The following is a 26,095-nucleotide window of genomic DNA, read 5'->3' on the forward strand; positions in this document are numbered from 1 at the left end:
TCACCTAATTTCAAACATTTGATCAAGTTTTGTTATTAAAAATAATTTTCTGATGTTTGGTTTAACATTTATAAGCTCTATTTTCTTATTGTCTTTTACCATTTCTTTATAGATAAAAATTAAGGATCCCAGTCCTGTTGAATCTATATAATCTAAATTTTCAAAATCAAACAAAATATCTAATTTATTCTCTTTGTAAATCTCGCTTATTTTTTCTTTAAATTCATCAGTTGCAAATATATCCAGTTCACCTATTGCTTTTACAATAATTTTTTCTTCTACCTTTGTTTTCAATTCAAAGCCCATTTATATTTCATCTCCCACATATTTTGCAACGGCTACTACTTCGGAATCTTTAAGGTTCATAAGTTTTACTCCTGATGTGTGTCTTCCCATTACTGAAATACCCTCGGTTTGTATTCTTATCACTATTCCCTTTTCCGTTATCATCATAACTTCATCTGATTTATCTATTACTTTTGCAGAAATTACTTTTCCTGTTTTTTCTGTAATTTTATAAGTAATAAGACCTATGCCGCCTCTGTTTTGATTTCTATATTCACTCATCTTAGTCATCTTTCCGTAGCCGCCTTGACTTATTACAAGCAAATATTTTTCATTTTCCGCTATATCAAAACTTACAACTTCATCATCATCTTTAAGTTCTATTGATTTTACTCCCTGAGCACTTCTTCCCATAGACCTTACTGCATTTTCACCAAATCTTATACTCATTCCGTTTTTAGTTACAAGTATAATTTCATCGTTTTTCTTTGTAAGTCTTACTGCTATAAGAGAATCTCCCTCTCTTAAATTTATTGCATTAAGTCCATTTTTCCTTATATTTTTAAATTCACTGTATCCGGTCTTTTTTACAAGTCCGTTTTTAGTAATCATTGTTAGACTTGAGCTTTCTTCTTCATCTCTTACAGGAACAACTGCTGTAACCTGTTCATCTCTTGAAAGATTTAAAAGATTTACAATTGCAGTTCCCTTTGCCTGTCTTGAACTTTCGGGAATGTCGTAGGCTTTTAATGAATATACTCTTCCGAAATTTGTAAAGAATAAAATTGTATCGTGAGTTGATGTTATATAAAGGTCTTTTACAAAATCTTCTTCCCTTGTTGTAAGAGCTGCTATTCCCGTTCCTCCACGCCTTTGTGGTTTATAGGTTCCTTCAGGCATTCTTTTTATATATCCAAATTGGGTAAGGGTTATTACAACATCTTCTTCTGCAATTAACTCTTCTTCGTCTATTTCTCCTTCATCTGCAACAATTACAGTTCTTCTTAAATCTGAATATTTTTCCTTTATTTCTTCAATTTCATCAATTATTGTTTGATCCAACAATTTTTTGTTTTCAAGAATTGACTCAAGTTTTGCTATAAGCTTTATTAAGTCGTTATATTCATTATCTAATTTTTCTCTTTCTAATCCTGTAAGTCTTTTAATTCTCATATCGAGAATTGCTTGACCTTGAAGCTCACTTAGTCCGAATTCCCTTGTAAAAGCTTCTTTTGCTTCAGCATCGTCTTCTGAATTTCTTACAATTTCTATAATTCTGTCAATATTATCAAGAGCTATTTTTAAACCTTCAATGATGTGGGCCCTTGCCTTTGCCTTATCTAAATCAAATTCAGTTCTTCTTCTTACAACTTCCCTTTGATGGTCAACATAATATTTAATAAGTTCTTTTATATTTAAAACTTTAGGTTCTCCATCTACCAGGCAAAGATTTATAATACCAAAGGTTATTTGCATTTGGGTATTTTTATAAAGTTGATTTAATATTACCTTTGGATTTGCATCTCTTTTTAGGTCTATTTCAATTCTTATACCTTTTTTATGAGATGAAAGGTCCTTTATATTTGCAATGCCTTCTATTTCTTTATTTTTAACTAAGTCTGCAATTTTTATTATTAAATTTGATTTATTTACTTGGTAAGGAATTTCCGTTACGACAATTTTACTTCTGTTTTTATATTCTTCAATTTCAGCTCTTGCCCTAACTTGTATCTTTCCTCTTCCTGTTTTATAAGCATCAATTATTCCCTTTTTCCCTAAAATTATTGCTCCTGTAGGAAAATCCGGACCCTTTAAATCCTTCATGATTTCTTCAATGCTTATGTCTTCGTTTCTCATATAAGATACAACTGCATTTATAGCTTCTTTTAAATTGTGAGGAGCCATATTTGTTGCCATACCTACTGCAATACCTGCAGATCCATTTACAATTAAGTTTGGAAATCTTGATGGAAGAACTGTAGGTTCTAGTTCTCTCTCATCAAAATTAGGAACAAAATCAACAGTATTTTTATTAATGTCCCTTAACATTTCAAGAGCTATTTTATCCATCCTGACTTCTGTATAACGAGGAGCGGCTGGTCTATCTCCATCAACATTACCAAAGTTACCTTGACCTTCTACAAGGGGATATCTTATGTTAAAATCCTGAGCAAGTCTTGCTGCGGCATCATATATACTGGAATCTCCATGGGGGTGAAATTTTCCCATTACTTCACCTATAAGAGTTGCAGATTTTCTAAAACTCTTATCCGGTGTAATACCAAGGGTTTGCATTCCGTAAACAATTCTTCTGTGAACAGGTTTAAGTCCATCTCTTACATCTGGAAGAGCTCTTGAAACTATAACCGACATGGAGTAGTCAAGGTAAGAACTCCTCATTTTTTTTGAAATATCAACTTCAATTATTCCATTTTCATTTTTCTCTACCATAATCTACCTCATGCATCTATATTTTCTGCATATTTTGCATTTTCTTCAATAAATTCACGTCTTGGATCTACATCAACTCCCATTAAAGTTGAAAAAACTTCATCAGCTTCAATTAAATCTTCTACATGAATTTGTAAAAGAAGCCTTGAATCCGGATCCATTGTAGTTTCCCAAAGTTGATCCGCATTCATTTCTCCAAGTCCCTTGTATCTTGCTATCTTATAATTTTTATCTCTTCCAAGCTCATTAAGGGCTCTTTCCAGTTCGTTTTCATCGTAGCAATATCTTATTACCTTTTCCCCTCTTTTTATACCAAATAGAGGTGGTTGTGCCACATAAACATGGCCTTCTTCTATAAGAGGTTTCATGTATCTAAAGAAGAAGGTTAAAAGTAAGGTCATAATGTGAGCACCATCAACATCGGCATCGGTCATAATAATAATTTTTCCATATCTTAGTTTGGAAAGGTCAAATTCTTCTCCTATGCCTGTACCAAAGGCAGTTATCATAGCTTTTATTTCTTCAGAATTTAACATTTTATCAAGTCTTGCCTTTTCAACGTTCATAATTTTACCTCTTAAAGATAAAATCGCCTGATAATTTGAATCACGACCTGATTTTGCAGAACCACCCGCAGAATCCCCTTCCACTAAAAATATTTCATTTAATGAAATGTCTGATTCATGACAATCAGCAAGTTTTCCCGGTAAACTCATGGAATCTAAGATAGATCTTTTTCTTGTTAAATCTCTAGCTTTTCTTGCAGCTTCCCTTGCTCTTCTTGCTGAAAGAGCCTTATCTAAAATTGTTTTTGAAATTTTAGGGTTTTCTTCCATAAATCTTGAAAGGTTATCGGAAAGAACTGAATCAACTATTCCCCTTGTTTCTGAATTTCCAAGCTTTGCTTTAGTTTGTCCTTCAAATTGAGGATTTGGAATTTTTACACTTATTACAGCAGTAAGTCCTTCTCTTACATCATCCCCTGAAAGATTTTCTTCCTTTTCCTTAATAAGATTATACTTTCTTCCATAGTCATTTATTGTTCTTGTAAGAGCTGACCTAAAACCTGATAAGTGACTTCCGCCCTCTTCTGTATTTATGTTATTTGCAAAAGTCAAAACTGTTTCATTGTAGCTGTCTGTATATTGAATTGCAATTTCAACTGCAGTGTTTTCTCTTACTTCATCAATATAGATAATTTCCTTGTGAATGGGGTTCTTTTTTGAATCAATATATTCAACAAAAGATTTTATTCCACCTTCATACATAAAGGTATTATTTTTTATATTATTTTTATCCCTATTGTCATTAAAAATAATTTTTACACCCTTATTTAAAAAAGCCATTTCTCTAAACCGTCTTTCAAGAGTGTGATAATCAAACTCTAAAGTATCAAAAATAGAAGGATCAGGATAAAAAGTAATTTTTGTTCCCGTTTCATCTTTTTTTAATTCTTCAACAATTTCTAATTCACTTGTAGGTTTTCCAATGGAAAACTCTTGTCTATATAATTTTTTATTTCTTTTTACTTCTGCAATAAGTTTTGTAGAAAGGGCATTTACTACAGAAACCCCTACTCCATGCAGACCTCCTGAAACTTTATAGGCGGAATTATGAAATTTTCCTCCTGCGTGTAAAATTGTAAGTACAGTTTCAAGAGTTGATTTTTTAGTTGTCTTATGTTTTTCAACAGGTATTCCTGAACCATTGTCAATAACAGTTACTGAGCCATCTTCATTTAAATTTATTGTAATTGTATCGCAAACACCTGCAAGAGCCTCGTCAATGGAATTGTCTACAACTTCATAAATTAAATGATGAAGTCCCTTACTTCCTGTTGAACCTATATACATTCCAGGTCTTACTCTTACAGGTTCAAGACCAGTTAAAACCTCAATATCATCAGCACCATAATGCCTATTATTTGTCATTTTATCTCCTTATAAGTTCCATTTTCTATTAAATAATACTTGGCTTCATTAAATTTTAAATTTTCAGCACTTGTTGAAGTTATAAAAGTTTGAATATCTTTAATAGAATTAAAAAGATAATTTCTTCTTTCACTGTCAAGTTCTGAAAAAACATCATCCAATAAAAGTATTGGATTTATATTATTTTTTAGGGTCAAAAGCTTAAGTTCGCCAAGTTTTAAACTTAAAACCACAGACCTTATTTCCCCTTGAGATCCGTAAGTCTTAACGGACCTATCATTTATTTTAAAATCAATATCGTCCCTATGGGGACCTATTGTTGTTATTTTTAAATCCAAATCTCTATTTCTTACTGTTTTTAAAATTTTAATATACATATCAACAGTATCTTCAAGACTTTTTTTAGGAGGTATTGTTGAAAGATATAAAATTTTAAAATCGTCCTTTGAAAGGTCCTTATAGTATTTTTTCGAAAATTCTTCAAGATTTTTTAAAAATTTAAGCCTGTCTATTAAAATTTTTGATCCGTATTTTGCAAGTTGTATGTCATAAATATCCAATAATTTTAAATTTTTATTATAATCTTTTAAAATTTTGTTTCTTTCAAAAAGAATTTTTTTGTATGAACTTAAATTGTAAGCATAAATTGAATCTATACTTATTAAAATATCATCAATATATTTTCTCCTGTCTTGAGGAGAATTTTTTACAATATAAAGATCATCCGGCTTAAAAACAACGGGACTTATGGCTTTTTTATAATTTTTTAAAATTACTTCTTTATCATTTAAAAAATACTTTTTCCCATCGTATCTTGAAATTTGTATTTTAAAAGAATTTTCAACATTTTTTAAAGAAATTATTCCCTCAACTTCACAAAAATCCTCATTAAAACTTATAAGTTCCGTATCTTTTGCATTTTTAAAACTCTTGGCTCTTATAAGAAAAAACAAAGCTTCTATAAAATTTGTCTTTCCCTGGGCATTTTTCCCTATAAATACATTTATTTTTTCAAAATCTTTAAAGAGGGCTTCTTTATAATTTCTAAAATTTTTTAATCTAATTGATTTTACAAGCATATTACTTCAAAAATTTCATCTTCAAAGCTTACTTTATCGTGATCATAAAGTTTTTTGCCCCTTCTCGTTTCAATATTTTCATTTACTTTTACGAGACCTTCATTAATTATATTTTTCGCGTCTCCCCCACTTATTCCCAAGGCAAGTTTTAAAAAACTGTCGAGTTTTATAAAGGGAGTGTCTATTTTTATTCTTTCCATAAAAAACCTACTTTGCAAGTCTTACAGGTAAAACTAAATATGTGTAAGAATCAGTGTTTATAATGCAAGGATTTACTGAATCTGTAAAATTAAGAACAACATCTTTATCTTCAATTATTTTTATTCCATCAAGAAGATATTTTGAGTTAAAGGCAATTGTAAGTTCATCTCCCTCAGTTTGGCAAGGAATTTCTTCAGTTACATTTCCTATTTCAGTATTTGAACTTATTACTAAACTATTTTTCTTTATTTCAAGTTTTATAAGATTTGCCCTTTCTTCTTTAGCAAGAAGAGATGCTCTTTCAAGACTTATTTGGAAAAGACCCCTGTCTACTTTTACTTTTGTAGTGTGGTTATCTCTTATTAAATCCTTGTAGCTGAAATATTCTCCTCCAAATAAATTTGAATATAATTTTGTATTATCAAATTCAAATAAAATTTTATTTTCTCCAACTTTTACATCAACTTGAGAGTCTTCTAAAATTTTTGAAAGTTCATTTAAACTTGTTGCCGGTATTATTGATTTACTTTCTTTAGTTTCCTTATTAAGTTTAACTAAACTCATTCTAAAACCATCAAGGGCAACAAAATTTATTCCCTTGGTGCAGTCCATATAAACACCTGTAAACATCTTTCTTGTATCTTCCTGAGAAACTGCAAAAGATGTTTTTCTTATAGCTTCTTTAAGTTCTTCACTGGAAATTTTAAAAGAATTTTTTTCTTCAAAATTTGTTACCATAGGATATTCATCGGGGCTTTGGCAAGTTATATTAAATTCACTCTTGTTGCAAATAATGTTCATATTGTGTTTTTCAATTCTTATTTTTATATCCGAATCGTCAAGTTTTCTTATTATATCTCCAAAAAGTCTTGAATTTACTACAATTTTTCCCTCTTCTTCAACAATGGCACTTGCACTTGTTATAATTGTTAAATCAGTATCAGTACCTATTATTGTTAAGGTGTTGTTTTCTGCAACAAGTAAAAGACCTTCTAATATTTGCATAGCAGATCTTGAAGAAATTGCTTTTTGAGCTATTGATATATGTTTTGACAATTCTTTTTTGCTTATATTAAATTTCATGTTACCTCCAATAATATAAAATTATATTAGTAATAGTAGTAGGAGCTGTTAATTTGTGGATAAGTATTTAACTTATTAAAAATTCAAAAGGAAGTCTTATTTATAATTTGTTAATAAGTTTTTATAAGTCATAGTTTATTCACATTAACTTTTAATTTCTTTTATGAGATCTCTTACCTTTATTTTTAAAGAAACATCTCTTTCAATGTCTTTTCTTATTTTTTCATAAGCGTGAATTACAGTGGAATGATCCCTTCCTCCAAATTCTTCCCCTATCTTAGGTAGGGACAAATCAGTCAGTTCTCTTGTAATGTACATGGCTATTTGTCTCGGGTAAGCTATCTCTCTTGTTCTTTTTTTTGAATTTATGTCATCAATACTAATGTCAAAGTTTTTTGATATAACTTCTTTAATAAGTTTTGTGTTTATAACTTTTTTCTTTTTAGTATTGTAAATGTCTTTTATAGCTTCTTTTGCAAGTTCTTCTGTTATTTCTCCATTTGCAAGTTTTGAAAAGGCCTTTACTCTTGTAAGAGCGCCTTCAAGTTCACGAATATTGCTTCTTACGTTATGAGCAATAAAATTTAAAACATTTTCTGGAACGTTAAAACCTTCAGTATCTGATTTTGAACGAAGAATGGCTATTCTCGTTTCAAGGTCCGGTGCTTGTATATCAACTATTAATCCCCAAGCAAACCTGGATACCAACCTTTCTTTTAAAGCTTTTATATCTTTAGGCGGTTTATCTGATGTAAGTACAATTTGTTTGTTTGCATCATGAAGGGCATTAAAAGTGTGAAAAAATTCTTCTTGAGTGCTTTCTTTGTCTGCAATAAATTGAATATCATCAATTAAAAGTACATCAACTGACCTGTATTTATTTCTGAAGTCTTCATTTTTTCCTGTCTTTATTGAATTTATAAGTTCATTCATAAACTGTTCACTTGTAACATAAAGGACTTTTTTATTGGGATCTTGACTTAATATAAAATGACCTATAGCTTGCATTAAGTGAGTTTTACCAAGACCTACTCCTCCGTAGATAAAAAGAGGATTTGAATGAGCGGCTTCAGGATTTTCATAACTTTCTGCAGCTGCAAGACTTGCCGCATGGGCAAATTCATTGCTTTTTCCAACTATAAAATTTTCAAAATTATATTTAGGATTAAGCCTTGATTTTTCAATATAAAAGTCATCTTTAAAATTAAATCTATTTGTGTCTTCGTCATCTGCAATAATTTTAATGTCATAATGAACAGAGGAAGCTTCATAAAGACATCTTTTAATTAAATCCATATTTACTTTACTATTTTGAAGATATCTTTTTGTAAAATCATTGGGAACGGAAATTACAAATTCGTTATTTTCTCTATTAATTTCCCTGGGATTCATTTTTTTAAACCAAGTATTAAAAGATATTTCGCTCATGGAATTTTTTCTGATAAGATTCATAAAATTTTTCCAAATTTCAGAAATTTCCTGATTCATTTATTCCTCCTTAAGTGGATAAAAGTTATGTTGATAAAAAACATGTATAAAACTTATTAACAATTGTAGATATTTTGTAGATAAAAAGATTTATAAACAACTGTTAATAAGTTTATTTTGTTGATAAGTTTTGTATGAAAAGCTTAAATTGATAAAAAATAAAAAAAATAAAAATATTAAGAAACAGATTATTAACAGATTTATCAACAGTTTGTTAATAAGTATTTTTTTCAACAACAATTAAAATTATCCACATTTTTTTAATTATATTAACTTTATTTTAACAAATAAAATAAAAGTTATCAACAAGCACACCCTCTTTAAAAAATTCAATAAAGGGCGAAAAAAAGGGCTTTATAAATAAAAAAGTGTTTCATTAAGAAACACTTTTAAATTAAAATATTTTTAAATTTTTAATATTTTCTTTCTCTTTGAATTACAATTCTTCTGTAAGGTTCTGTTCCTTCTGAATGAGTTAAAACTCCTTCAAAATTTTGAAGGGCTTCATGAATTATTTTTCTTTCATGGGCATTCATAGGTTCAAGTTTTACAGACCTATTTGTTCTTACAACTTTTTTTGCCATTCTTTCTGAAAGACTTTCAAGAGTTTGTTTTCTTCTTTGTCTATAACCAGAAGAGTCTACTATTACTCTTACAAATCTGTCAGAATGTTTATTAATTATTAAACTTAAAAGATATTGGATTGCATCAAGGGTTACTCCTCTTTTTCCAATTACAATTCCAAGTTTTTTCTCGTCTCCTAAAATATTTACAGTTAAAACATTCTCTTCAAGAGATGTTTCCAACTCATATTCAAGATTTAAAGGAGTCATAACTTTTTCTATAAATTCTTTGGCAAGATTTTTAAATTCTTCTTCGTTTAGGCTGTAGTCGTAAGAATCTTCTTCTGAATTATCTTCTTCAAGCTTTTCAACTTTATTTTCTTCAGCCTTTTCTTTATTTTCTTCTATTTTTTTATCTTCAATAAGATTTTTTTGAGAAAATTCTGAATTTTTACTTACCTCAGTTTTGTTTTCTTTTTTGTTTTTAAGGTTTACCTTATTGCTCTTTTCTGATTCAAGGTCTGAACTAAAAATTTCTTTTAAAATATCTTTAGTATCTTCTTTTTCACTTACCTTTACGGCTGCATCTTTTGAGCCGAATCCTAAAAAGCCCTTTGAGGCCTCTTGAAGGATTTCAATATTAACTTTGTCACGAGAAAGTTTTAGTTCTTTAAGAGCTTCATTTACTGCTTCATCTACGGTTTTTCCGGTTTTAATTACATAAGTCATTGTTCAGCCTCCACTTCACGTTTGATGATTATATTTTGAATTTGTGTTTGGAAAACTTGGAATAAACTGGAAACTATCCAGTATAATACAAGAGCCGCTGCAAATCTTCTGCCCATTAAAAAAATCATTATAGGCATAAGAATATTCATAGTATTCATCATGGACTTTGATTGTTCAGTTTGTTGCATTTTTGTAGCAGGATTATTTGACATTATCCACGAAGACAAAAATGTAGCAAAAGCTGCAACAACAGGAAGTATTAGACTTGTATCCGGATGATCTATATTTTTAATATAGAAAAAATGTTTTGCTATTTGGTCATAGGCACCGGGTTCTGTAAAAACATATTTTGCCGGTTCATAAAAGACCCTATAAAATGCTAATAATATTATCATTTGAATAACCATGGGAAGACAACCGCTTAACATATTGTAGTTTGCATCTTTATAAAGCTGTTGTTGTTTAGCTGCAAGAGTTTTTGGATCTCCCTTGTACTTCTTTTGAATTTTTTGGAGTTCAGGTTGAAGTTCAGCCATTTTCTTTTGGTTTTTCATTTGAGAAATACTTATAGGCATAACTATAATCTTTAAAATTATTGTAGAGATAATAATAGTAATAGCAAAAATTGATATGCTTTTAGGTTCATTCATAATTCCTGAAAGGCTGTCATAAATAAATTTAAAAAACATACCTAATACTCTACTTATTGCTGACATATTTCCTCCTATTTAGGGAAGAGGATCATAACCGCCTTTACATAGGGGATTGCATCTTAAAATTCTCTTAACTGAAAGATAGGTCCCTTTGAAAAAGCCATATTTAATATAGGCTTCTTTGGCGTATTGGGAACATGTGGGATTAAATCTGCAGTGCCTACCTGGAAGCAGGTACGGAGAAATAATTTTTTGATAAAAGTTAATTATTAAAATCATAATGTGTTTCATTTAATCAGCTTCTTTCTATTTAAAATATGAGCGAAACTTTTTTTCATATCTTGGTAGCTCACTCCGAAAGTATCTTTTTTTAAAACAATTACAATGTCATAACCTGGCACGATTTCAAAATCTCTTAAAATCATTTTAAGTCTTCTTTTATATTTATTTCTTTGAACTGCATGACCGAATTTTTTTGTTATGGTAAATCCAATCCTTGAAAAGTCCAAATTATTTTTTTTAATAAACATTGTATAGATTTTGTTGCCGGCTACATTTTTATTATTATAAACTTTTTGAAAATCCCTGTTCTTTTTTAAAATTTCATTCATTATGCTGAAAGTTTCTTTCTTCCCTTTCTTCTTCTCGCTTTAATTACAGCTCTACCGGATTTAGTTCTCATTCTTGCACGAAAACCGTGTTCTCTTTTTCTTTGTTTGTTTTTCGGTTGAAAAGTTCTCTTCACAAATATCGCCTCCTCTCCACCATAGAATTATATTTATTTAATTCTACGGTGTCAAGTTTTTATCTTAACCTTAAGCCTTAAAATTTATTTAAATTTATTAAAAAATATTCTTGACTTTAAAATTTTATAAGAGTAAAATTAGTAAAAATGTATAGAAGGAGAAAATTTATAATGGAAAAATCAATTGAAAGAGAAAATTCATTCCAAGCTTTAAAAGTTGCTAAAAAGACTGTTTTGGCTTTGCAACATATGATTGCAATGTTCGGTGCAACTGTTTTGGTTCCTCTTTTAACAGGATTTAATGTTTCAACTTCATTAATGTGTGCGGGTATCGGTACTTTAATCTTCCATTTTTGTACGAAGAAAAAGGTACCGGTTTTTTTAGGTTCATCTTTTGCATTCATTCCTGTTATTCAAAGTGTTTCAAAAATTTACGGAAGTCTGTCATATGCTCAAGGAGGCATAATTGTGGCAGGCTTTTTGTATGTAATAATGTCTTTTTTAATAAAAAAGCTGGGAGTTGGAAAAATAACTTCATATTTTCCTCCCCAAGTAGTTGGTCCCATGGTTATTGTTATAGGTTTTAATTTACTTCCCACCGCTATTGGTATGGCAAGCTCAAATTATCTTGCAGCTGGAGTAACTTTTTTAACTTGCATTTGTCTTAATAAATTTGCAAAGGGCTTTTTAAAACAACTTTCCATAATAATTGCGGTTGTTGTGGGATATTTAATGAGTTTAAAACTTGGGATTGTAGATTTGGAGCCCTTAAGAACTGCTGAAAGTTTTGCAATACCTCCATTAAGTTTACCTAAATTTTCCTTTGGAGCTATTATGATAATTGCGCCTGTAGTTCTTGCAGTATTTATGGAACATATTGGAGATATAACTACAAATTCACAAGTTGTAGGGAAAAATTTTATTGAAGATCCGGGTCTTAACAGAACTCTTTTAGGAGATGGACTTGCAACTATGTTTGCAGGATTTGTTGGAGGACCTGCAAATACAACTTACGGTGAAAATACAGGAGTTTTAGCAATTACTAAAAATTATGATCCAAGTATTTTAAGACTTGCGGCTGTTTTTGCCATAGGTCTTGGTTGTATAGGCAAGATAGGAGGATTTTTACAAACTATTCCAACTGCAGTTATGGGCGGAATAAGTGTCATTCTCTTCTCTATGATTGCCGTAATCGGAGTTAAGACTATTAAAAATTCTCATATGCCCTTTAATCTTAAAAATATAATTGTTATGGCAACTATATTGATTCTCGGTTTAGGTGGTCATGTGGGAATAAATGTGGGTATAAAAATAACGGATATTGTTTCCATATCCGGTCTTTCTCTTGCAGCACTTGTGGGAGTAATCTTAAATGCAATTTTTAAGAAATATGAAGAATCTCTAAATAAATAAAAGATTTTAAATTAAAAACTTTTTCATAAAATAAAAAGTCACCTTAATAAAAAAGGTGGAATCTCTTTTGATTCCACCTTTTTTATTTTATTATAGGTCATCTTCTATTATGCTGGATTTTGAGTAAGCTGATACTTTTGCTTCAAAGAAGTCGGTTTTTATTTCGTTTATGTCAGAATATTGACTTACCCACTTCATGCTTTCTGGTTCCTTGTCATAGCCTTCATAAAGGGCATCGAGACCTAAATTTTTTGCTCTTAAATTGCCTAAGTATTTTATATAATCTTCAACCATTTCTTCGTTTAGGCCTTGAATATTATTTCCTATTACATATTTTCCCCAGGCTATTTCTTCTTCCACACCTTTTTTAAGAAGGGCTCTGTATTCTTCAGTTTTTTCTTGGGTAAAAAGTTCAGGGCTTTCTTTTTTAAGATCTAGTATTATTGATCTAAAAAGCCAAAGGTGGGTGTTTTCATCTCTATTTATATATCTTATTTCCTGTACTGTTCCAGGCATCTTTCCATTTCTTCCCAAATTGTAGAAAAACATAAATCCGGAGTAAAAATAAATTCCTTCAAGAATATAATTTGCTATCATTGCCTTCATTAGAGTGTCTGTGTTTTTTTCATTTAAGAAACTTGCATATTGGTCTGTTATATATTTGTTTCTTTCAAGTAAAAATTTATCGTCCTTATATTGGTATAAGATTTCCGTTCTTTCTTCCGGTGAACAGATGGTGTCTAAAATATAGGAATAGCTTTGAGAGTGTATTGATTCCTGAAAGGCTTGTATTGATAGACAAAGATTGATTTCATTGGCAGTTATATAGGCTTCTAAGTTTGGAAGTTGTGCCGTTTGTATTGAATCAAGATAAATTAAAAAGCTTAAAATTTTATCATAGGCCTTTTTTTCATAGGGATCTAATTTTCTGTAATCTAAAACGTCCGTTGAAAGATTGATTTCTTCGGGAATCCAAAAGTTGTTCATGGCTTGTCTATACCAATCGCTGGTCCACTTGTATTTTATGTTGTTAAAATCATTTAAGTTAGTGGTATTTCCGTTAATTATTTTTCTTTTTGAAAGTTCAATGTCTCCATTTTCATTGAAAAGTCCTCTTCTTTTCAGTTCCATTTTTTCCTCCTTTAAGATGCACATACTTCACATTCTTCTACTTCAAGAGATTTTCCTCTTACATAATAAATTGATTTAAGTCCCAATTCACTGGCAAGGATATAGAGATTTAAAATTTGTCTCATGGTAAATTCGTTGGTTATATATAGGTTTACCGATTGGCCCTGATCAACGTGTCTTTGTCTTATGCCAGTTGCCTTTATTGTTATTGATTGGTCTATTTCATGGGCATTTTCATAGAGCCAGAAAGTTTGTGTATTAAGTTCTGGGGCAACTCTTGGAATTATTGAGCCTTTCTTTTCCTCTAGGAAAAATCTCTTCATAAGAGGGTCTACCGCTGCTGTAGTGCCTGCAATTATAGAAGTTGAACCTGTAGGTGCAACTGCCATTATATATCCGTTACGAAGGCCGTAGGACTTCACATCTTCTTTTAATTTAGTCCACCTTTCATCGGTGTAGTTTCTCTTTTCAAAATATCTTCCATTTTCCCAATCACTATCTTTAAAATATTCATAGGAACCCTTTTCTTTTGCAATTTTCATGGAAGATTTTATTGCGTAATAATTTATTTTTTCATAAATTTCATCAGCAAATTTATAGTGGTCTTCTTCATCACTGTAAGCGAAGCCTTCCTTTATAAGAGCGTGGTGGTAGCCACTTGTTCCAAGACCTATTGCCCTATATTTTTGATTTGTTATTTTTGCATAAGGAAGAGGATAATAATTTAAATCTATTACATTATCAAGTCCTCTTACGGCAGTTTCTATTACATATTCCACTTCTTTTTCATCGTGAAGATTTATATTTCCAAGGACAAGACTTGCCAAGTTACAAACTACAAAATCGCCGGGTCTTGTCTTTGTAACTATAACAGGTCCTTCTTCACTTTGTATTTCTTGAGAAATAAGTTCTATGGGACTCATATTTTGCATTATTTCAGTGCAAAGATTTGATGAATAAATCATGCCCTTATGAGAATTGGGATTCATTTCATTTACATTATCTCTAAAAAAGGCAAAGGGAGTTCCTGTTTCAGTTAAAGATTTTATAATTAGCCTTACCATATCTTTAACGCTCATTACCCTTCTTGAGATTTCTTTGTCATTTACACATTCATAATATTTCTTTTCCCATTCATCCCCATAAAAATCTTCCAGACAATAACCTTTTTTTATCATTATTTCATGGGGATCAAACATATACCAGTCGGCATCTATATTATTTTTAGCAAGACGGAAAAATAAATTTGGATAGGAAACAGCCGGAAAGATGTCATGAGTTTTCATTCGGTCATCTCCGTTATTTGTACGAAGTTGTAAAAATTCCGGCAAGTCCTTGTGCCAAGCATCAAGGTAAACTGCACAGGAACCTTGTCTTACTCCCAATTGATCAACAGCAACAGCAGTGTCATTTACAAGTTTTAACCAGCGGATTACTCCTCCTGCAACACCCTTAAAGCCTCTTATATCACTACCGGCAGCACGAACTTTCCCAAAGTAAAGACCCATTCCTCCACCATGTTTTGAAACTTTTGCAAAGTTGTCTATGGACCTATAAATTCCATCAAGGGTATCGGGTACTGTATCTATAAAGCATGAGCTAAGTTGATGGAAGGGCTTTCTTGCATTGTTCATAGTGGGAGTTGCCACTGTAACTTTTAAAGAAGAAAGAACATCATAAATCCTCTTTGCCCATTTAAGTTTGTTTTCTTTTTCTGGAAGAGCCAAGTGCATGGCAATGCCCATAAACATTTCCTGGGGTCTTTCTAATATTTTCATGTCATGGCTTCTTATTAAATATCTCTTTGCCAAAAGGTCTATGGAAGAATAGGTTAAGAGTCTGTCCCTTTTAGGATCCATGACTTTTTCCAATTCTTTTATTTCTTCTTCCCTGTAGTTTTCCAAAATATATTTTCCGTAGAGATTTTTTTCTGTTAAAAATTTAATTTTTTCATAAAAATCTTTGCCATCATAAGTTTCTATGATTTTCTTTTCCAAGTCGTAGCGATAAAATCTTCCCGCTATATATTCCCATTTTGGAGCTTCTTTTGTTGTAAGTTCTGCAGCAGCCTTAATTAAAATATTTCTGATTTCATTTTTTTCCATATTGGGCTTGCAAAAACTTTTAAATTTTAAAAATAGGGCTTCAATTTTATATAAACTTCCATCAAAATCATCACGAAGCTTCCTTATTATATTTAAAAGTTTTTCATCTTTTATATATTCCTTAAATCCTTCAACAACCATACGATCTTGAGAATGTTTAGCCCTGTAAGTGATGTAGGATTTTACAACGTCAATATATTTGTGTTCAATAAGGGTAAGTTCAACTAAATCTTGAATTTGCTCCACTGTGGGAAGTTTTTCCGGATTGTAGTCTTTTTCAATTTGACTTTTAACTTCTTCAGCCATTTTTAAAATTTCGGAATCTTCAAAGTTTTTATTAATACTTATAAAACTTTTTTTAATGGCTATAACTATTTTTTCCAAATTAAAATCAACGGTTCTACCGTTTCGCTTTTTTATTTTCATTTCTACCTTCCCATATCTTGTATTTTTAAATTAAAAAAATTTTGTTTACATACTATATATTAACATTAATTGACTTTAAGTGGAGAATTTATTATGATTTTTGGCGAAATAATTATATAATTTAAAAAAGTTTTATTGATATAATGATAAAGAGGTGAAATATGGTTGATACAATATGTGCAATATCAAGTGCAACGGGTGAGGCTGGAATAGGCATAGTTAGAATGAGCGGACCCTTGAGTATTGAAATTGCAGAAAAAATTTTTAGATCAAAAAGAAATATTTCTCTGACAGATATAAAAAACAGATTTTTATCTTATGGACACATTGTTGACGGAAATAGGGTTATTGATGAAGTTTTAATTGTAAAAATGTTAAAGCCCTACACCTACACTCGTGAAGATCTTGTGGAAATATATTGTCACGGGGGAATTATATCCGTAAGAAAAATTTTAAACTTAATTATAGATAAGGGTGCAAGGCTTGCGGAAAAAGGTGAATTTACAAAGAGAGCTTTCTTAAACGGAAGATTGGATTTATCCCAGGCAGAGGCTGTTATTGACCTTATAAAGGCAAAGACGGATTCTTCTTATGAGCAATCGGTAAAGCAATTGGAAGGAAGGCTTACGGGACTTATTTCTCTTATTCGTGAAAAAATTATGGCTATGATTTCTCTTATTGTTGCAAATATTGATTTTCCCGAAGATGAAATTGTAGAAGCTCAGTATGAATCTTTACTTGAAGATGCTTTTGAAGTTAAAGATGATCTTTTTAAATTAATTTCAGGTTCTGACAGGGGAAGGCTTATTCGTGATGGAATAAATACAGTTATTTTAGGCAAGCCCAATGTTGGAAAATCCAGTTTATTAAATGCCATGCTCAAGTATGAAAGAGCTATTGTTACTGATATTCCCGGCACTACAAGGGATATTATTGAAGATTATATTAATCTTGATGGAATTTTATTAAAGATAACGGATACTGCAGGCATTAGAGAAACTGATGATAAGGTTGAACAAATTGGAGTTGAAAGAGCAAAAAAATCTATTGAAGATGCTGATCTTATTATTGCCCTTTTAGATCCTTCTCAGCCTTTTAATGATGATGATAGAGAAATTATAAAACTTCTTGACAATAAAAAGACCCTTATTCTTTTAAATAAAAGTGATTTAAAAAGAAAAGTTTCAGATGAGGAAATTAAAGACCTCTTAAAGGATAAGAAATATATGAGCGTTTCCATTTTAGAGGGTTCTATTGAAGAAATTGAAAATAAAATTGTGGAGATGTTTTTTCAAGGCCAAATTGTTGGCAAAGAAGATTTTTATGTAAATAATTTAAGGCACGTAAGAGCTTTAAAAGATGCTTATAGTTCAATGGAATCAGTTATTGACGGTATTAAACGTCAGGAATTTTTAGATTTAATTGAAGTTGATTTAAGACAGGCTTTAAATGAGCTGGGACTTATTACAGGAGAAACTAGTACGGAAGATATTCTGGATAAGGTCTTTAAAGAATTTTGTATTGGTAAATAGAGGTAGATATGGCGGAAGTTAGAGAATATAAAGCAAAATCATATGATGTTGTTGTAATAGGAGCAGGACACGCAGGAAGTGAAGCGGGTCTTGCCTCTGCAAGGATGGGCCTTAAAACTTTACTTCTTACAATTGATTTGGATTCAGTTGTTGCAATGAGCTGCAATCCCAATGTAGGAGGCACTGGAAAGGGCCATTTAGTTAGAGAAATTGATGCCCTTGGTGGTGAAATGGCAAGAAATATTGACAGGACTTTTATTCAGTCAAGGATGCTTAACACTTCAAAGGGCCCAGCAGTTCACAGTTTAAGAGCTCAGGCAGATAAGAGAAAATATCACGACTCCATGAAAAAAGTTATTGAAGAGACAGAAAACTTGGATTTACGTCAAGGAGAGGCTGTAAAAATAATTGTTGAAGATAAAAAAGTTAAGAGAGTTTTAACAAAAACAGGGGCAATTTACGGTGCCAAGGCTGTAGTTGTGGCAACAGGAACTTATTTAAAGGGCAGAGTTTTTATGGGCGAAGTAAATTATCCTGCAGGGCCAGACGGATTTCAACCGGCAAATGAACTCTCCTCTTCCCTAAGGGATTTGGGCCTTAGCCTAATGAGACTTAAAACGGGAACTCCTGCAAGAGTTTTAAAATCTTCCATAGATTTTTCCAATATGGAAGTACAAAAGGGTGATGAAAAAATAGTTCCCTTTTCCTTTGATAATATAGATAAGGACATGACCATAGACCAAATAGATTGTCACTTAACTTATACAACGGAAAAGTGCCATGAAATTATAAGGGACAACATTATGAGAAGTGCCCTTTATTTAGGAGATATTGAAGGTACAGGACCAAGATACTGCCCTTCTATTGAAGATAAGGTAATGAGATTTAAGGATAAAAAATCTCACCAAGTTTTCATTGAGCCGGAAGGACTTTCAACAGATGAAATGTATATTCAAGGAGTAAGCTCTTCCCTACCTGAAGAAGTGCAAGTTGAAATTTATAAACATATCTTAGGTCTTGAAAATGCAAAAATTATGAGAAGTGCCTATGCCATAGAATATGATGCAATAGATGCAACAGTTATAGACCGTTCATTGGAACACATGGATATAAGTGGCCTATTCTTTGCCGGTCAAATAAATGGTTCAAGTGGCTATGAAGAAGCAGCAGCCCAAGGACTTATTGCAGGTATAAATGCAGCTTTAAAAGTTAAGGAAAAAGAACCTTTAATCTTAAATAGAAGTGAAGCCTATATAGGAGTATTAATAGATGACCTTGTAACAAAAGGAACAAAAGAGCCCTATAGGATGATGACTGCAAGAGCTGAATATCGCCTTACCCTTCGTCAAGACAATGCAGATTTAAGACTGACTGAAAAGGGATATAAAATAGGTCTTGTAAGCCCTGAAAAGTATGAAAGATATCTTTATAGAAAAGAAAATATAGAAAGAGAACTTAAAAGGATTAAGGAAGTAAAAATAAATCCAAATGAAAAAAATAACAAGATAATTGAAAGCTTAGGTTCAACTCCTATAAAAACCGTCTTAAGCCTTGAAGAGCTCATAAGAAGACCGGAATTGGACTATAAAAAACTTGCAGCCTTAGATCCAGAAAGACAAGAATTAAGAGACGACATTATAGAAGAAGTTCAAATAGAAATAAAATATGAAGGCTACATTAAAAAACAAGCCCAACAAATAAATCAATTTAAAAAATTGGAAGGCAAAAAACTTGATAAAAATTTGGACTACAAAAAAATTCAAGGACTAAGACTTGAAGCCATAGAAAAACTATCAAAAATAAGGCCGGAAAGTATAGCTCAAGCCGCAAGAATCACAGGTGTATCCCCTGCCGATATAAATGTGCTTTTAATAGGACTTGAAAAAATGAGAAGAGAAAATGAAATTTGAAGAAATATTAAAAGAATACAATATAGACATAAATCCGGAACAAATAAATCAATTTGAAATCTATAAAAAACTCCTCTTAGAATGGAATGAAAAAATAAACATCACAAGAATAACTGAAGCCCAAGAAATATATATAAAGCATTTTTTAGACAGCCTCACCCTTATAAATACGGGGCTAATAAAAGAAGGTAAAAGCCTTATAGATATAGGGACAGGCGGTGGATTTCCAGGACTTCCCCTAAAAATAATGTATCCAGACTTAAAAATGACCCTTATGGACTCCTTAAACAAGAGAATAATTTTTTTACAAGAAGTTATAAAAGAATTAAACTTAAAAAATATTGAAGCAGTCCATGGAAGAGCTGAAGAATATGGAAGAAAAGAAGATTATAGAGAAAAATTTGACCTGGTGACCAATAGAGCCTTGGCAAACATGTCAAGCCTTGCAGAATACAGCCTGCCCTTTGTAAAAAAAGCCGGATATTTTATAGCCATGAAAGGCAGCGAATACAAGGAAGAAGTAAAAGAAGCAAAAAACGCCATAGATATTTTGGGAGGAAAAATTGTAGACATAAAAGAAATAAGACTGCCAGGAGAAATCCTCCATAGCCTTATAATAGTAGAAAAAATAAGAGAAACCCCAAAAAAATATCCAAGAGCCGGCGGAAAACCAAGGACACAACCCTTATAAAAACAAAAGAGCCTAAAAAGGCTCTTATTTTTTTGAAAATAAATACAAACATATGTTCTTTTATAGTGCATAAGATTTAAAACAAAAAATGCTCTACGTGAAGCATAAAAAACATAAAATAAAAATGCTCTACGTAGAGCGTAAAAAAACATAAAATAAAAATGCTCTACGTGAAGCATAAAAAAATAAATTTTAAAAATGCTTCATGTAGAGCATAAAAATAATTTATAAAAAAATGTGTGGTTTGTTCTCCCACCCAATACACGCGGACCGGTAAACCGGTCCATACAACCCACAAATCCTACGTTAGAATGAGGGGTTTGTTTATGCGTACAGGTTTCAAGAGAGTAAATATTTGCAACAGAATGTAGGGACCAATTTATTGGTCCGATCGCCGTCAGGCGAATAATTGGAAACAAAATAAAAAAATGAAAAATAAAAATGCTTCACGTGAAGCGTAAAAAAACATAAAATAAAAATGCTCCACGTGAAGCATAAAAAAACATAAAATAAAAATGCTCTAGGTAGAGCGTAAAAAATGAAAAATAAAATGCTCTACGTAGAGCGTAAAAAAATATTTATAAAAAAATTTAAAATAAATTTTAAATTAAATGCATGGTTTGTTTTCCCACGTTATACACGCGGACCGGTAAACCGGTCCCTACAACCCACAAAAGCCCACGCACAAATTTATTGTAATTTCATCCAAACATGGAATCCACGAAAGAATGAGGAGTTTATTTATGCGAAGAGGGTTCACAAGAATAAACCCCTGCAAGCGAATGTAGGGACCAATTTGAAGCCCTAACCCGATTTTTGAAAAAAATCGTGGTAGGTCTCATGCAACTATTTGCCCAAATCTTTGATTTGGCTGCAAATATCTGCTATTGGTCCGGCGGCGTAAGCCGAATTAAATAAAATAAAATGGAAAAACGAAAAAGAAAAAATATGGATAAAAGTTTATTGAAAAAAATGCTCTATGTAGAGCATAAAAAACATAAAAACAAAAATGCTCTACGTGAAGCATAAAAAATATAAAAATAAAAACACTTTCCCTTTAAAAAAGAATCCCTATCTCTTATAATATAAATAAGAAAGTAAAAATTTAAATATATTACAGAACATATGTTCTTATAGATTATTTTATAGGCAGGTTTAATTGTGACTGAAAAAATAAAAGAAGAAAAAATTGACAATACTGAAATCATAGAAGATAAGAATAAATCAAAGACTAAGGTTTTAACGATCTTCAATCAAAAGGGCGGAGTAGGGAAAACTACCAGTGTTATAAACATTGCAGCAGCTCTGGGAAGATCTAAGAAAAAGGTTTTGATAGTTGATATCGATCCTCAAGCCAATGCAACTAGTGGAATAGGTCTTGATAAAAATGGGGATATGGATATTATCTATGATTTGATAATTGATGGAAAAGAGGATTTAATTTTAAAAACTCCATCAAAAAATGTTGATATAATTCCATCTAATGGAGAGCTTGCAGGCGTTGAAATTGAGCTTGCAAGGGATGGAAACTGGCAATACAGGTTAAAAAACCACTTGGATAAATTAAAGGAAGCCTATGATTATGTTCTTATTGATTCCCCTCCTTCTCTTGGAATTTTATCCATGATGGCTCTTATTGCTTCAGATGGCATTTTAATTCCCGTTCAAACTGAGTATTACGCTCTTGAGGGAGTTTCACAACTTATGGATTCCATAAACCTTGTAAGGGAAAACTTTAATAATAAGTTGGAAATTTTCGGAGTTATTATGTGCATGTATGACGGCAGAAATAAACTTAGTAAGCAAGTTGTCGATGATGTTAGGAAATTTTTCGGGGATAAGGTCTTTTCAACTATGATCCCGAGAAATGTAAGGCTTGCCGAGTCTCCTGGATATGGAATGGATATTTTCAGGTATGAAGGTATAAGCAAGGGGGCTTTTGCTTATAGAAGGCTTGCCAAAGAAATTTTAAAGAGGTGATTTTTTGGTTAAAAAAAGAGGTTTGGGACGAGGTATAGAAAATTTCTTAACCAACAATTCAGAAGAAATAATTGAAGATATTATTAATATAAAGGAAGAAACAAATCAGGACTTTGAAAATTTTTATGAAGAAAATAATCTTGATGAGAAAAATAAAAATGAAGATTTGGAAAATAATTCAAGTTTAAGAGAAGTTGAATTAGATAAAATTGAAGTAAATGAAGATCAGCCTCGCCAATTTTTCGATATGGATTCTCTTATGGAGCTGGCAGATTCTATTAGAGAGTATGGAATTATTCAACCTATAGTTTTAAGACCCAAGGAAAATTATTATATTATAGTTGCAGGGGAAAGGCGTTTTCGCGCTTCAAAGCTTGCAGGTCTTAAAAAAATACCGGCAATCATAAAGGATTTGGATGATTTTCAGTCTGATAAGATAGCCATAATAGAAAATGTTCAACGTAAGGATTTAACTGCTTTTGAAGAAGCAAGAGGCTATGAAAAACTTCTTGAAGAATATGACATGACCCAGGAAGATTTAGCAAAATTAATGGGCAAGAGCAGGCAATATATAGGTAACAGAATAAGACTTTTAAAACTTCCCCAAGAAGTTAAAGACATGATTAATACAGGAAAACTATCCCTATCTCATGGACTGATTCTCCTTTCCATAGAAGATCCTCAAAGGCAAGTAAAAGAAGCAAGAAGAATTGCCAATAAAAGGATCACAATAGCCCAATTTATAGGAGGAACAAAAGATTCTAAAGATAAGGGCCCTGAAATTGCAGAAGATAAGTATCTTAAAGATTTAAGAGAAAGACTTTCCGGAGCTTTGGGAACTAAGGTTTCCATAAAGGGAAAGGGAAAAATAAAAAAGCTGGAAGTAGAATTTTACTCAGATGAAGACTTAGAAAGAATTTCAAATGTAATACTGGGGGATGAAATATATTGATTAAAGAATACAAAATGTATTTAGTAAACGCATTTTCTAATAGAGCATTTACAGGAAACGCAACAGGAGTTGTAATAGATAATGGCAATATGGACGAAAAAGACATGCAAAATATTGCCAAAGACTTAAATCAAAGCGAAACGGTATTTATAAAAAAACTTGACGTAAATAGGTATTCTACAAGATTTTTCACAAAAGAAGGGGAAATTGATCTTTGTGGTCATGCAACAATAGCAACCTTTTACGCCTTAGCAGAAGAGGAATATATAATGCCAATAGATGAAGGTGAAATAAAGATAATACAACACACAAAGTGCGGTAAAATTCCTGTTTGTATAGATTATATTGATAGTAAAGTTACAAATGTGAAAATGAGATTAACCTTGGAAGAAAAGCCCACACAAGTAACAAAAGAAGAAATGGAAAAAATCTTAGGCATAAGTAAAGATAAAATAGGCCTTAATGATGAAGAATTTCCCATAAAAAAAATATCCTCGGGAATTTGCGACCTAGTAGTTCCCATAAAAGATGAAGAAAGCCTACAAAACATAAAGCTCGACTACCAAGAAGCAAAAAAATTGGTAGAAAGGGAAGAAGCAATAAGTATCCTTGCCTTTACAAGCGATGACTTTATAAACATAAGCCAAAGGACCTTTAGCCCAGGGATAGATATTTTTGAAGAGCCAGGTTCCGGAACAAGTGCCGCCACGGTTTTACAATATTTAAGAAGTCTTAACCTATCAAAAACAGGAAGAATAACTTGTACCCAGGGAAGCCATATGAACAGAACTTCAAAAGTTTATGCTCAATATTTGGAAGAATTTGATATGACAAGAGTAATGGGCAGAGGATTTGTATTTATGACAGGAGTGCTTAAAATTTGAACCAAAAAATGATTGACAGAAAAAGGAAAAGGGAAAACAAGAAAAAAATAAAAATTGTTTTACTAATAGCCTTTTTAATTTATATAAGCAGCAGTTTTTTTGCCATTCAAAACAGAATAATAAAAATAAATCCAAGGGATATAGAATACCTTGAATTTGTAAAATATAAAGAAGAAACCATGAGAACGGTAAATGACAAACAATCAATAAAAGTCATGGCATCAGCAATAAAAAAAATAAAAGGCAAAAAATCAACTAAAGACGCTTCAGAAAGCTCGGAAATAAGAGTCTTAAACTTATATAAGAAAAACGGAGGGAAAATTGAAATTTTAAGAAAAAACACCTTTGTTTCCATAGATGGAATTTGGTATAAGATAATAGGCTCAAGCAGTGACAGATTTGACAAACTTTTTGATGAATTTACAAAATAGATAGGAGAAAAAAATGAAATTATTATGTGCAGGACCAACAAGTATAGATAAAAGAGTAATGGATGCAATGGGTCAGTTTTTAACCAACCCAGACCTGGATCCTGAATATACAAAATTTCACAGAAACGTGGAAAAAAAGATTTCGAAACTTTTAAAAACAGAAGCAACCTCATTTTTAATGTTAGGAGAAGCCATTATGGGTCTTGAAGGAGCAGTTTGCTCCCTAATGGAAAGAGGAGAAAGAGTTTTAGTCCTTCACAACGGGTATTTTGGAAAAGGCTTTAGCGATTATGTAGAAAGATACGGCGGCAAGGCAGTAGAGCTTAAATTTGATTATAGAAGAGGAATAGACCTTAAAAAATTAAATGAATTTTTAGACAAAGACTCAGACTTTTCCATTGCCACCTTCGTTCATTGCGAAACTCCATCGGGAATTACAAACAGCATAAAAGAAATAGCAGGAGCCTTAAATAAAAGAGGAATTTTAACCATAGTAGATTCAGTTTCAGCAATAGGTGGAGAAGAAATAAACTTTGATGAAGACAAAGTTGACATTTTAATAGGAGGAAGCCAAAAATGTCTTTCAGCCCCAGTAGGACTTACAACAATAACAATTTCACAAAGGGCAAAAGAAAAAATAGCCAAAAGAAAAACAAAAGTTTCAAGTTATTATTTAAACTTTGAAAATTATTACAACTACACCTATGACTCCTTTGATTTTCCCTATACAATGAATGAAAACTTAGTCTACGCCCTAAATATGGCTCTGGACATCTTATTTGAAAAAGACTCCATAAACCTTCATAAAAAATATGCAGAATCAACAAGAAAGACCATAGAAAAAGCAGGACTTAAACTTTATCCCTTAGACTCCCACTCCAACACAGTAACAGCAGTTTTATCCCCAGAAGGAATAGATGCAAGAGAAATCACAAGAAAAATGAGAGAACATGGAATGATTATTTCAGGAAGTATTCAAGACATAGAAGATAAAGTTTTCAGAATAGGTCATATGGGCAACAACATAAACAAGGAAAATTTCATAGAGCTCTTCCAAAAGCTTGACATAGTATTTGAAGAATTGGGAGTAAAATTAAAAACATCCTTAAAAGATCAATTTGAAAAAGAAATAAATAAGTAAAAAGCAAAAAATCCATTGAAAATATGAAAATAAAATCAATGGATTTTTTAAATTATTTAAGAAATCCTTTCATTTTAAACAAATTTATTTTCACAATAACCCTTGAAAATCTTGTAGGGACCGGTTTACCGGTCCGCGTGTATAATGTGGGAGAACAAAATAAATATTTGATTTAAAATTTATTTTAATTTACATTTTTATTTTTATTTTATTTTAAATTTTTCAACATACATTTTCTCCATTTATTCTTTTTCGTTTTTTATTTTGTTTCCAAATAATTCGCCTTACGGC

23 protein-coding genes are annotated in these 26,095 nt (G+C 31.3%); 9 read left to right on the plus strand and 14 right to left on the minus strand.

Annotated elements, in window-relative coordinates; translation table 11 throughout:
• The 12 genes from J2S72_RS05950 to rpmH form a co-directional block, all read right to left on the minus strand.
• Positions 1-306 (minus strand): STAS domain-containing protein, encoded by a 306-nt coding sequence (locus J2S72_RS05950; protein ID WP_023055055.1) that lies wholly within the window; start codon positions 304-306, stop codon positions 1-3.
• Positions 307-2,736: a DNA gyrase subunit A gene (gene gyrA / locus J2S72_RS05955; RefSeq protein WP_307495172.1), complete on the minus strand. Its 2,430-nt coding sequence runs from the start codon at positions 2,734-2,736 to the stop codon at positions 307-309.
• Positions 2,737-2,744: 8 nt separating this feature from the next.
• Entirely contained in the window at positions 2,745-4,667 is a 1,923-nt protein-coding gene (gene gyrB / locus J2S72_RS05960) for a DNA topoisomerase (ATP-hydrolyzing) subunit B (protein WP_023055024.1), read from the minus strand.
• Entirely contained in the window at positions 4,664-5,746 is a 1,083-nt protein-coding gene (recF, locus tag J2S72_RS05965) for a DNA replication/repair protein RecF (RefSeq protein ID WP_023055062.1), read from the minus strand. Before recF ends, gyrB begins: the two co-directional genes overlap by 4 nt.
• Entirely contained in the window at positions 5,737-5,946 is a 210-nt protein-coding gene (locus tag J2S72_RS05970) for an RNA-binding S4 domain-containing protein (RefSeq protein ID WP_023055066.1), read from the minus strand. The genes recF and J2S72_RS05970 overlap by 10 nt, the downstream gene beginning before the upstream one ends.
• A 7-nt stretch (positions 5,947-5,953) precedes the next feature.
• Positions 5,954-7,030, minus strand: a complete 1,077-nt coding sequence (dnaN, locus tag J2S72_RS05975; RefSeq protein WP_023055072.1) for a DNA polymerase III subunit beta — start codon at positions 7,028-7,030, stop codon at positions 5,954-5,956.
• Between the two features lie 144 nt (positions 7,031-7,174).
• Positions 7,175-8,518 carry a chromosomal replication initiator protein DnaA gene (dnaA, locus tag J2S72_RS05980; protein WP_307495173.1) on the minus strand — a complete coding sequence of 448 codons (1,344 nt, stop codon included), beginning with the start codon at positions 8,516-8,518 and terminating at the stop codon, positions 7,175-7,177.
• 413 nt (positions 8,519-8,931) lie between these two features.
• The gene (jag, locus tag J2S72_RS05985; protein ID WP_023055039.1) at positions 8,932-9,810 is read right to left on the minus strand and encodes an RNA-binding cell elongation regulator Jag/EloR; all 879 of its coding nucleotides are present in this window, start codon (positions 9,808-9,810) and stop codon (positions 8,932-8,934) included.
• Positions 9,807-10,526 (minus strand): YidC/Oxa1 family membrane protein insertase, encoded by a 720-nt coding sequence (locus tag J2S72_RS05990; RefSeq protein ID WP_023055025.1) that lies wholly within the window; start codon positions 10,524-10,526, stop codon positions 9,807-9,809. The genes jag and J2S72_RS05990 overlap by 4 nt, the downstream gene beginning before the upstream one ends.
• A gap of 12 nt (positions 10,527-10,538) precedes the next feature.
• Entirely contained in the window at positions 10,539-10,754 is a 216-nt protein-coding gene (gene yidD / locus J2S72_RS05995; RefSeq protein ID WP_023055058.1) for a membrane protein insertion efficiency factor YidD, read from the minus strand.
• Complete coding sequence (rnpA, locus tag J2S72_RS06000; RefSeq protein ID WP_023055021.1) at positions 10,751-11,074, minus strand: ribonuclease P protein component; 324 nt, start codon at positions 11,072-11,074, stop codon at positions 10,751-10,753. The genes yidD and rnpA overlap by 4 nt, the downstream gene beginning before the upstream one ends.
• Positions 11,074-11,208 carry a 50S ribosomal protein L34 gene (rpmH, locus tag J2S72_RS06005; protein WP_023055015.1) on the minus strand — a complete coding sequence of 45 codons (135 nt, stop codon included), beginning with the start codon at positions 11,206-11,208 and terminating at the stop codon, positions 11,074-11,076. Before rpmH ends, rnpA begins: the two co-directional genes overlap by 1 nt.
• Before the next feature lie 171 nt (positions 11,209-11,379).
• Between rpmH and J2S72_RS06010 the strand changes: the two genes are divergently transcribed.
• Positions 11,380-12,621, plus strand: coding sequence for a uracil-xanthine permease family protein (locus J2S72_RS06010; RefSeq protein ID WP_023055022.1), 1,242 nt, complete (start codon positions 11,380-11,382; stop codon positions 12,619-12,621).
• 90 nt (positions 12,622-12,711) lie between these two features.
• Here the strand turns inward: J2S72_RS06010 and J2S72_RS06015 are convergent, their stop codons facing one another.
• Both J2S72_RS06015 and J2S72_RS06020 read right to left on the minus strand, forming a co-directional pair.
• On the minus strand, positions 12,712-13,752 hold the full coding sequence (locus J2S72_RS06015) for a ribonucleotide-diphosphate reductase subunit beta (protein ID WP_023055014.1): 1,041 nt from the start codon (positions 13,750-13,752) through the stop codon (positions 12,712-12,714).
• Between the two features lie 11 nt (positions 13,753-13,763).
• A complete protein-coding gene (locus J2S72_RS06020) occupies positions 13,764-16,283 on the minus strand; it encodes a ribonucleoside-diphosphate reductase subunit alpha (RefSeq protein WP_307495174.1) in 2,520 nt (839 codons plus the stop codon).
• 161 nt (positions 16,284-16,444) lie between these two features.
• Here J2S72_RS06020 and mnmE point away from each other — a divergent pair, with 161 nt between their 5' ends.
• The 8 genes from mnmE (at position 16,445) to J2S72_RS06060 (ending at position 25,804) form a co-directional block, all read left to right on the plus strand.
• The gene (mnmE, locus tag J2S72_RS06025) at positions 16,445-17,815 is read left to right on the plus strand and encodes a tRNA uridine-5-carboxymethylaminomethyl(34) synthesis GTPase MnmE (RefSeq protein WP_023055044.1); all 1,371 of its coding nucleotides are present in this window, start codon (positions 16,445-16,447) and stop codon (positions 17,813-17,815) included.
• An 8-nt stretch (positions 17,816-17,823) separates the two neighbouring features.
• Entirely contained in the window at positions 17,824-19,725 is a 1,902-nt protein-coding gene (gene mnmG / locus J2S72_RS06030; protein ID WP_307495175.1) for a tRNA uridine-5-carboxymethylaminomethyl(34) synthesis enzyme MnmG, read from the plus strand.
• Complete coding sequence (gene rsmG / locus J2S72_RS06035; protein WP_307495176.1) at positions 19,715-20,416, plus strand: 16S rRNA (guanine(527)-N(7))-methyltransferase RsmG; 702 nt, start codon at positions 19,715-19,717, stop codon at positions 20,414-20,416. Before mnmG ends, rsmG begins: the two co-directional genes overlap by 11 nt.
• Before the next feature lie 1,206 nt (positions 20,417-21,622).
• Entirely contained in the window at positions 21,623-22,396 is a 774-nt protein-coding gene (locus tag J2S72_RS06040; protein ID WP_036739129.1) for a ParA family protein, read from the plus strand.
• Between the two features lie 4 nt (positions 22,397-22,400).
• Positions 22,401-23,348, plus strand: coding sequence for a ParB/RepB/Spo0J family partition protein (locus J2S72_RS06045; RefSeq protein ID WP_023055046.1), 948 nt, complete (start codon positions 22,401-22,403; stop codon positions 23,346-23,348).
• Complete coding sequence (locus J2S72_RS06050) at positions 23,345-24,232, plus strand: PhzF family phenazine biosynthesis protein (protein WP_023055037.1); 888 nt, start codon at positions 23,345-23,347, stop codon at positions 24,230-24,232. The genes J2S72_RS06045 and J2S72_RS06050 overlap by 4 nt, the downstream gene beginning before the upstream one ends.
• Positions 24,229-24,663: a hypothetical protein gene (locus tag J2S72_RS06055; protein ID WP_023055034.1), complete on the plus strand. Its 435-nt coding sequence runs from the start codon at positions 24,229-24,231 to the stop codon at positions 24,661-24,663. The genes J2S72_RS06050 and J2S72_RS06055 overlap by 4 nt, the downstream gene beginning before the upstream one ends.
• 13 nt (positions 24,664-24,676) lie before the next feature.
• A complete protein-coding gene (locus J2S72_RS06060) occupies positions 24,677-25,804 on the plus strand; it encodes a pyridoxal-phosphate-dependent aminotransferase family protein (RefSeq protein ID WP_023055047.1) in 1,128 nt (375 codons plus the stop codon).
• Positions 25,805-26,095 lie beyond the last annotated feature (291 nt).

Source organism: Peptoniphilus koenoeneniae (assembly GCF_030812875.1).
GTDB lineage: Bacteria > Bacillota > Clostridia > Tissierellales > Peptoniphilaceae > Peptoniphilus_B > Peptoniphilus_B koenoeneniae.

Bases quoted from the DNA above. Each gene is read 5' to 3' on its own strand.
- J2S72_RS05950 (WP_023055055.1), bottom strand. From the start codon at position 306: ATGGGCTTTGAATTGAAAACAAAGGTAGAAGAAAAAATTATTGTAAAA.
- gyrA (WP_307495172.1), bottom strand. From the start codon at position 2,736: ATGGTAGAGAAAAATGAAAATGGAATAATTGAAGTTGATATTTCAAAA.
- gyrB (WP_023055024.1), bottom strand. From the start codon at position 4,667: ATGACAAATAATAGGCATTATGGTGCTGATGATATTGAGGTTTTAACT.
- recF (WP_023055062.1), bottom strand. From the start codon at position 5,746: ATGCTTGTAAAATCAATTAGATTAAAAAATTTTAGAAATTATAAAGAA.
- J2S72_RS05970 (WP_023055066.1), bottom strand. From the start codon at position 5,946: ATGGAAAGAATAAAAATAGACACTCCCTTTATAAAACTCGACAGTTTT.
- dnaN (WP_023055072.1), bottom strand. From the start codon at position 7,030: ATGAAATTTAATATAAGCAAAAAAGAATTGTCAAAACATATATCAATA.
- dnaA (WP_307495173.1), bottom strand. From the start codon at position 8,518: ATGAATCAGGAAATTTCTGAAATTTGGAAAAATTTTATGAATCTTATC.
- jag (WP_023055039.1), bottom strand. From the start codon at position 9,810: ATGACTTATGTAATTAAAACCGGAAAAACCGTAGATGAAGCAGTAAAT.
- J2S72_RS05990 (WP_023055025.1), bottom strand. From the start codon at position 10,526: ATGTCAGCAATAAGTAGAGTATTAGGTATGTTTTTTAAATTTATTTAT.
- yidD (WP_023055058.1), bottom strand. From the start codon at position 10,754: ATGAAACACATTATGATTTTAATAATTAACTTTTATCAAAAAATTATT.
- rnpA (WP_023055021.1), bottom strand. From the start codon at position 11,074: ATGAATGAAATTTTAAAAAAGAACAGGGATTTTCAAAAAGTTTATAAT.
- J2S72_RS06010 (WP_023055022.1), top strand. From the start codon at position 11,380: ATGGAAAAATCAATTGAAAGAGAAAATTCATTCCAAGCTTTAAAAGTT.
- J2S72_RS06015 (WP_023055014.1), bottom strand. From the start codon at position 13,752: ATGGAACTGAAAAGAAGAGGACTTTTCAATGAAAATGGAGACATTGAA.
- J2S72_RS06020 (WP_307495174.1), bottom strand. From the start codon at position 16,283: ATGAAAATAAAAAAGCGAAACGGTAGAACCGTTGATTTTAATTTGGAA.
- mnmE (WP_023055044.1), top strand. From the start codon at position 16,445: ATGGTTGATACAATATGTGCAATATCAAGTGCAACGGGTGAGGCTGGA.
- mnmG (WP_307495175.1), top strand. From the start codon at position 17,824: ATGGCGGAAGTTAGAGAATATAAAGCAAAATCATATGATGTTGTTGTA.
- rsmG (WP_307495176.1), top strand. From the start codon at position 19,715: ATGAAATTTGAAGAAATATTAAAAGAATACAATATAGACATAAATCCG.
- J2S72_RS06060 (WP_023055047.1), top strand. From the start codon at position 24,677: ATGAAATTATTATGTGCAGGACCAACAAGTATAGATAAAAGAGTAATG.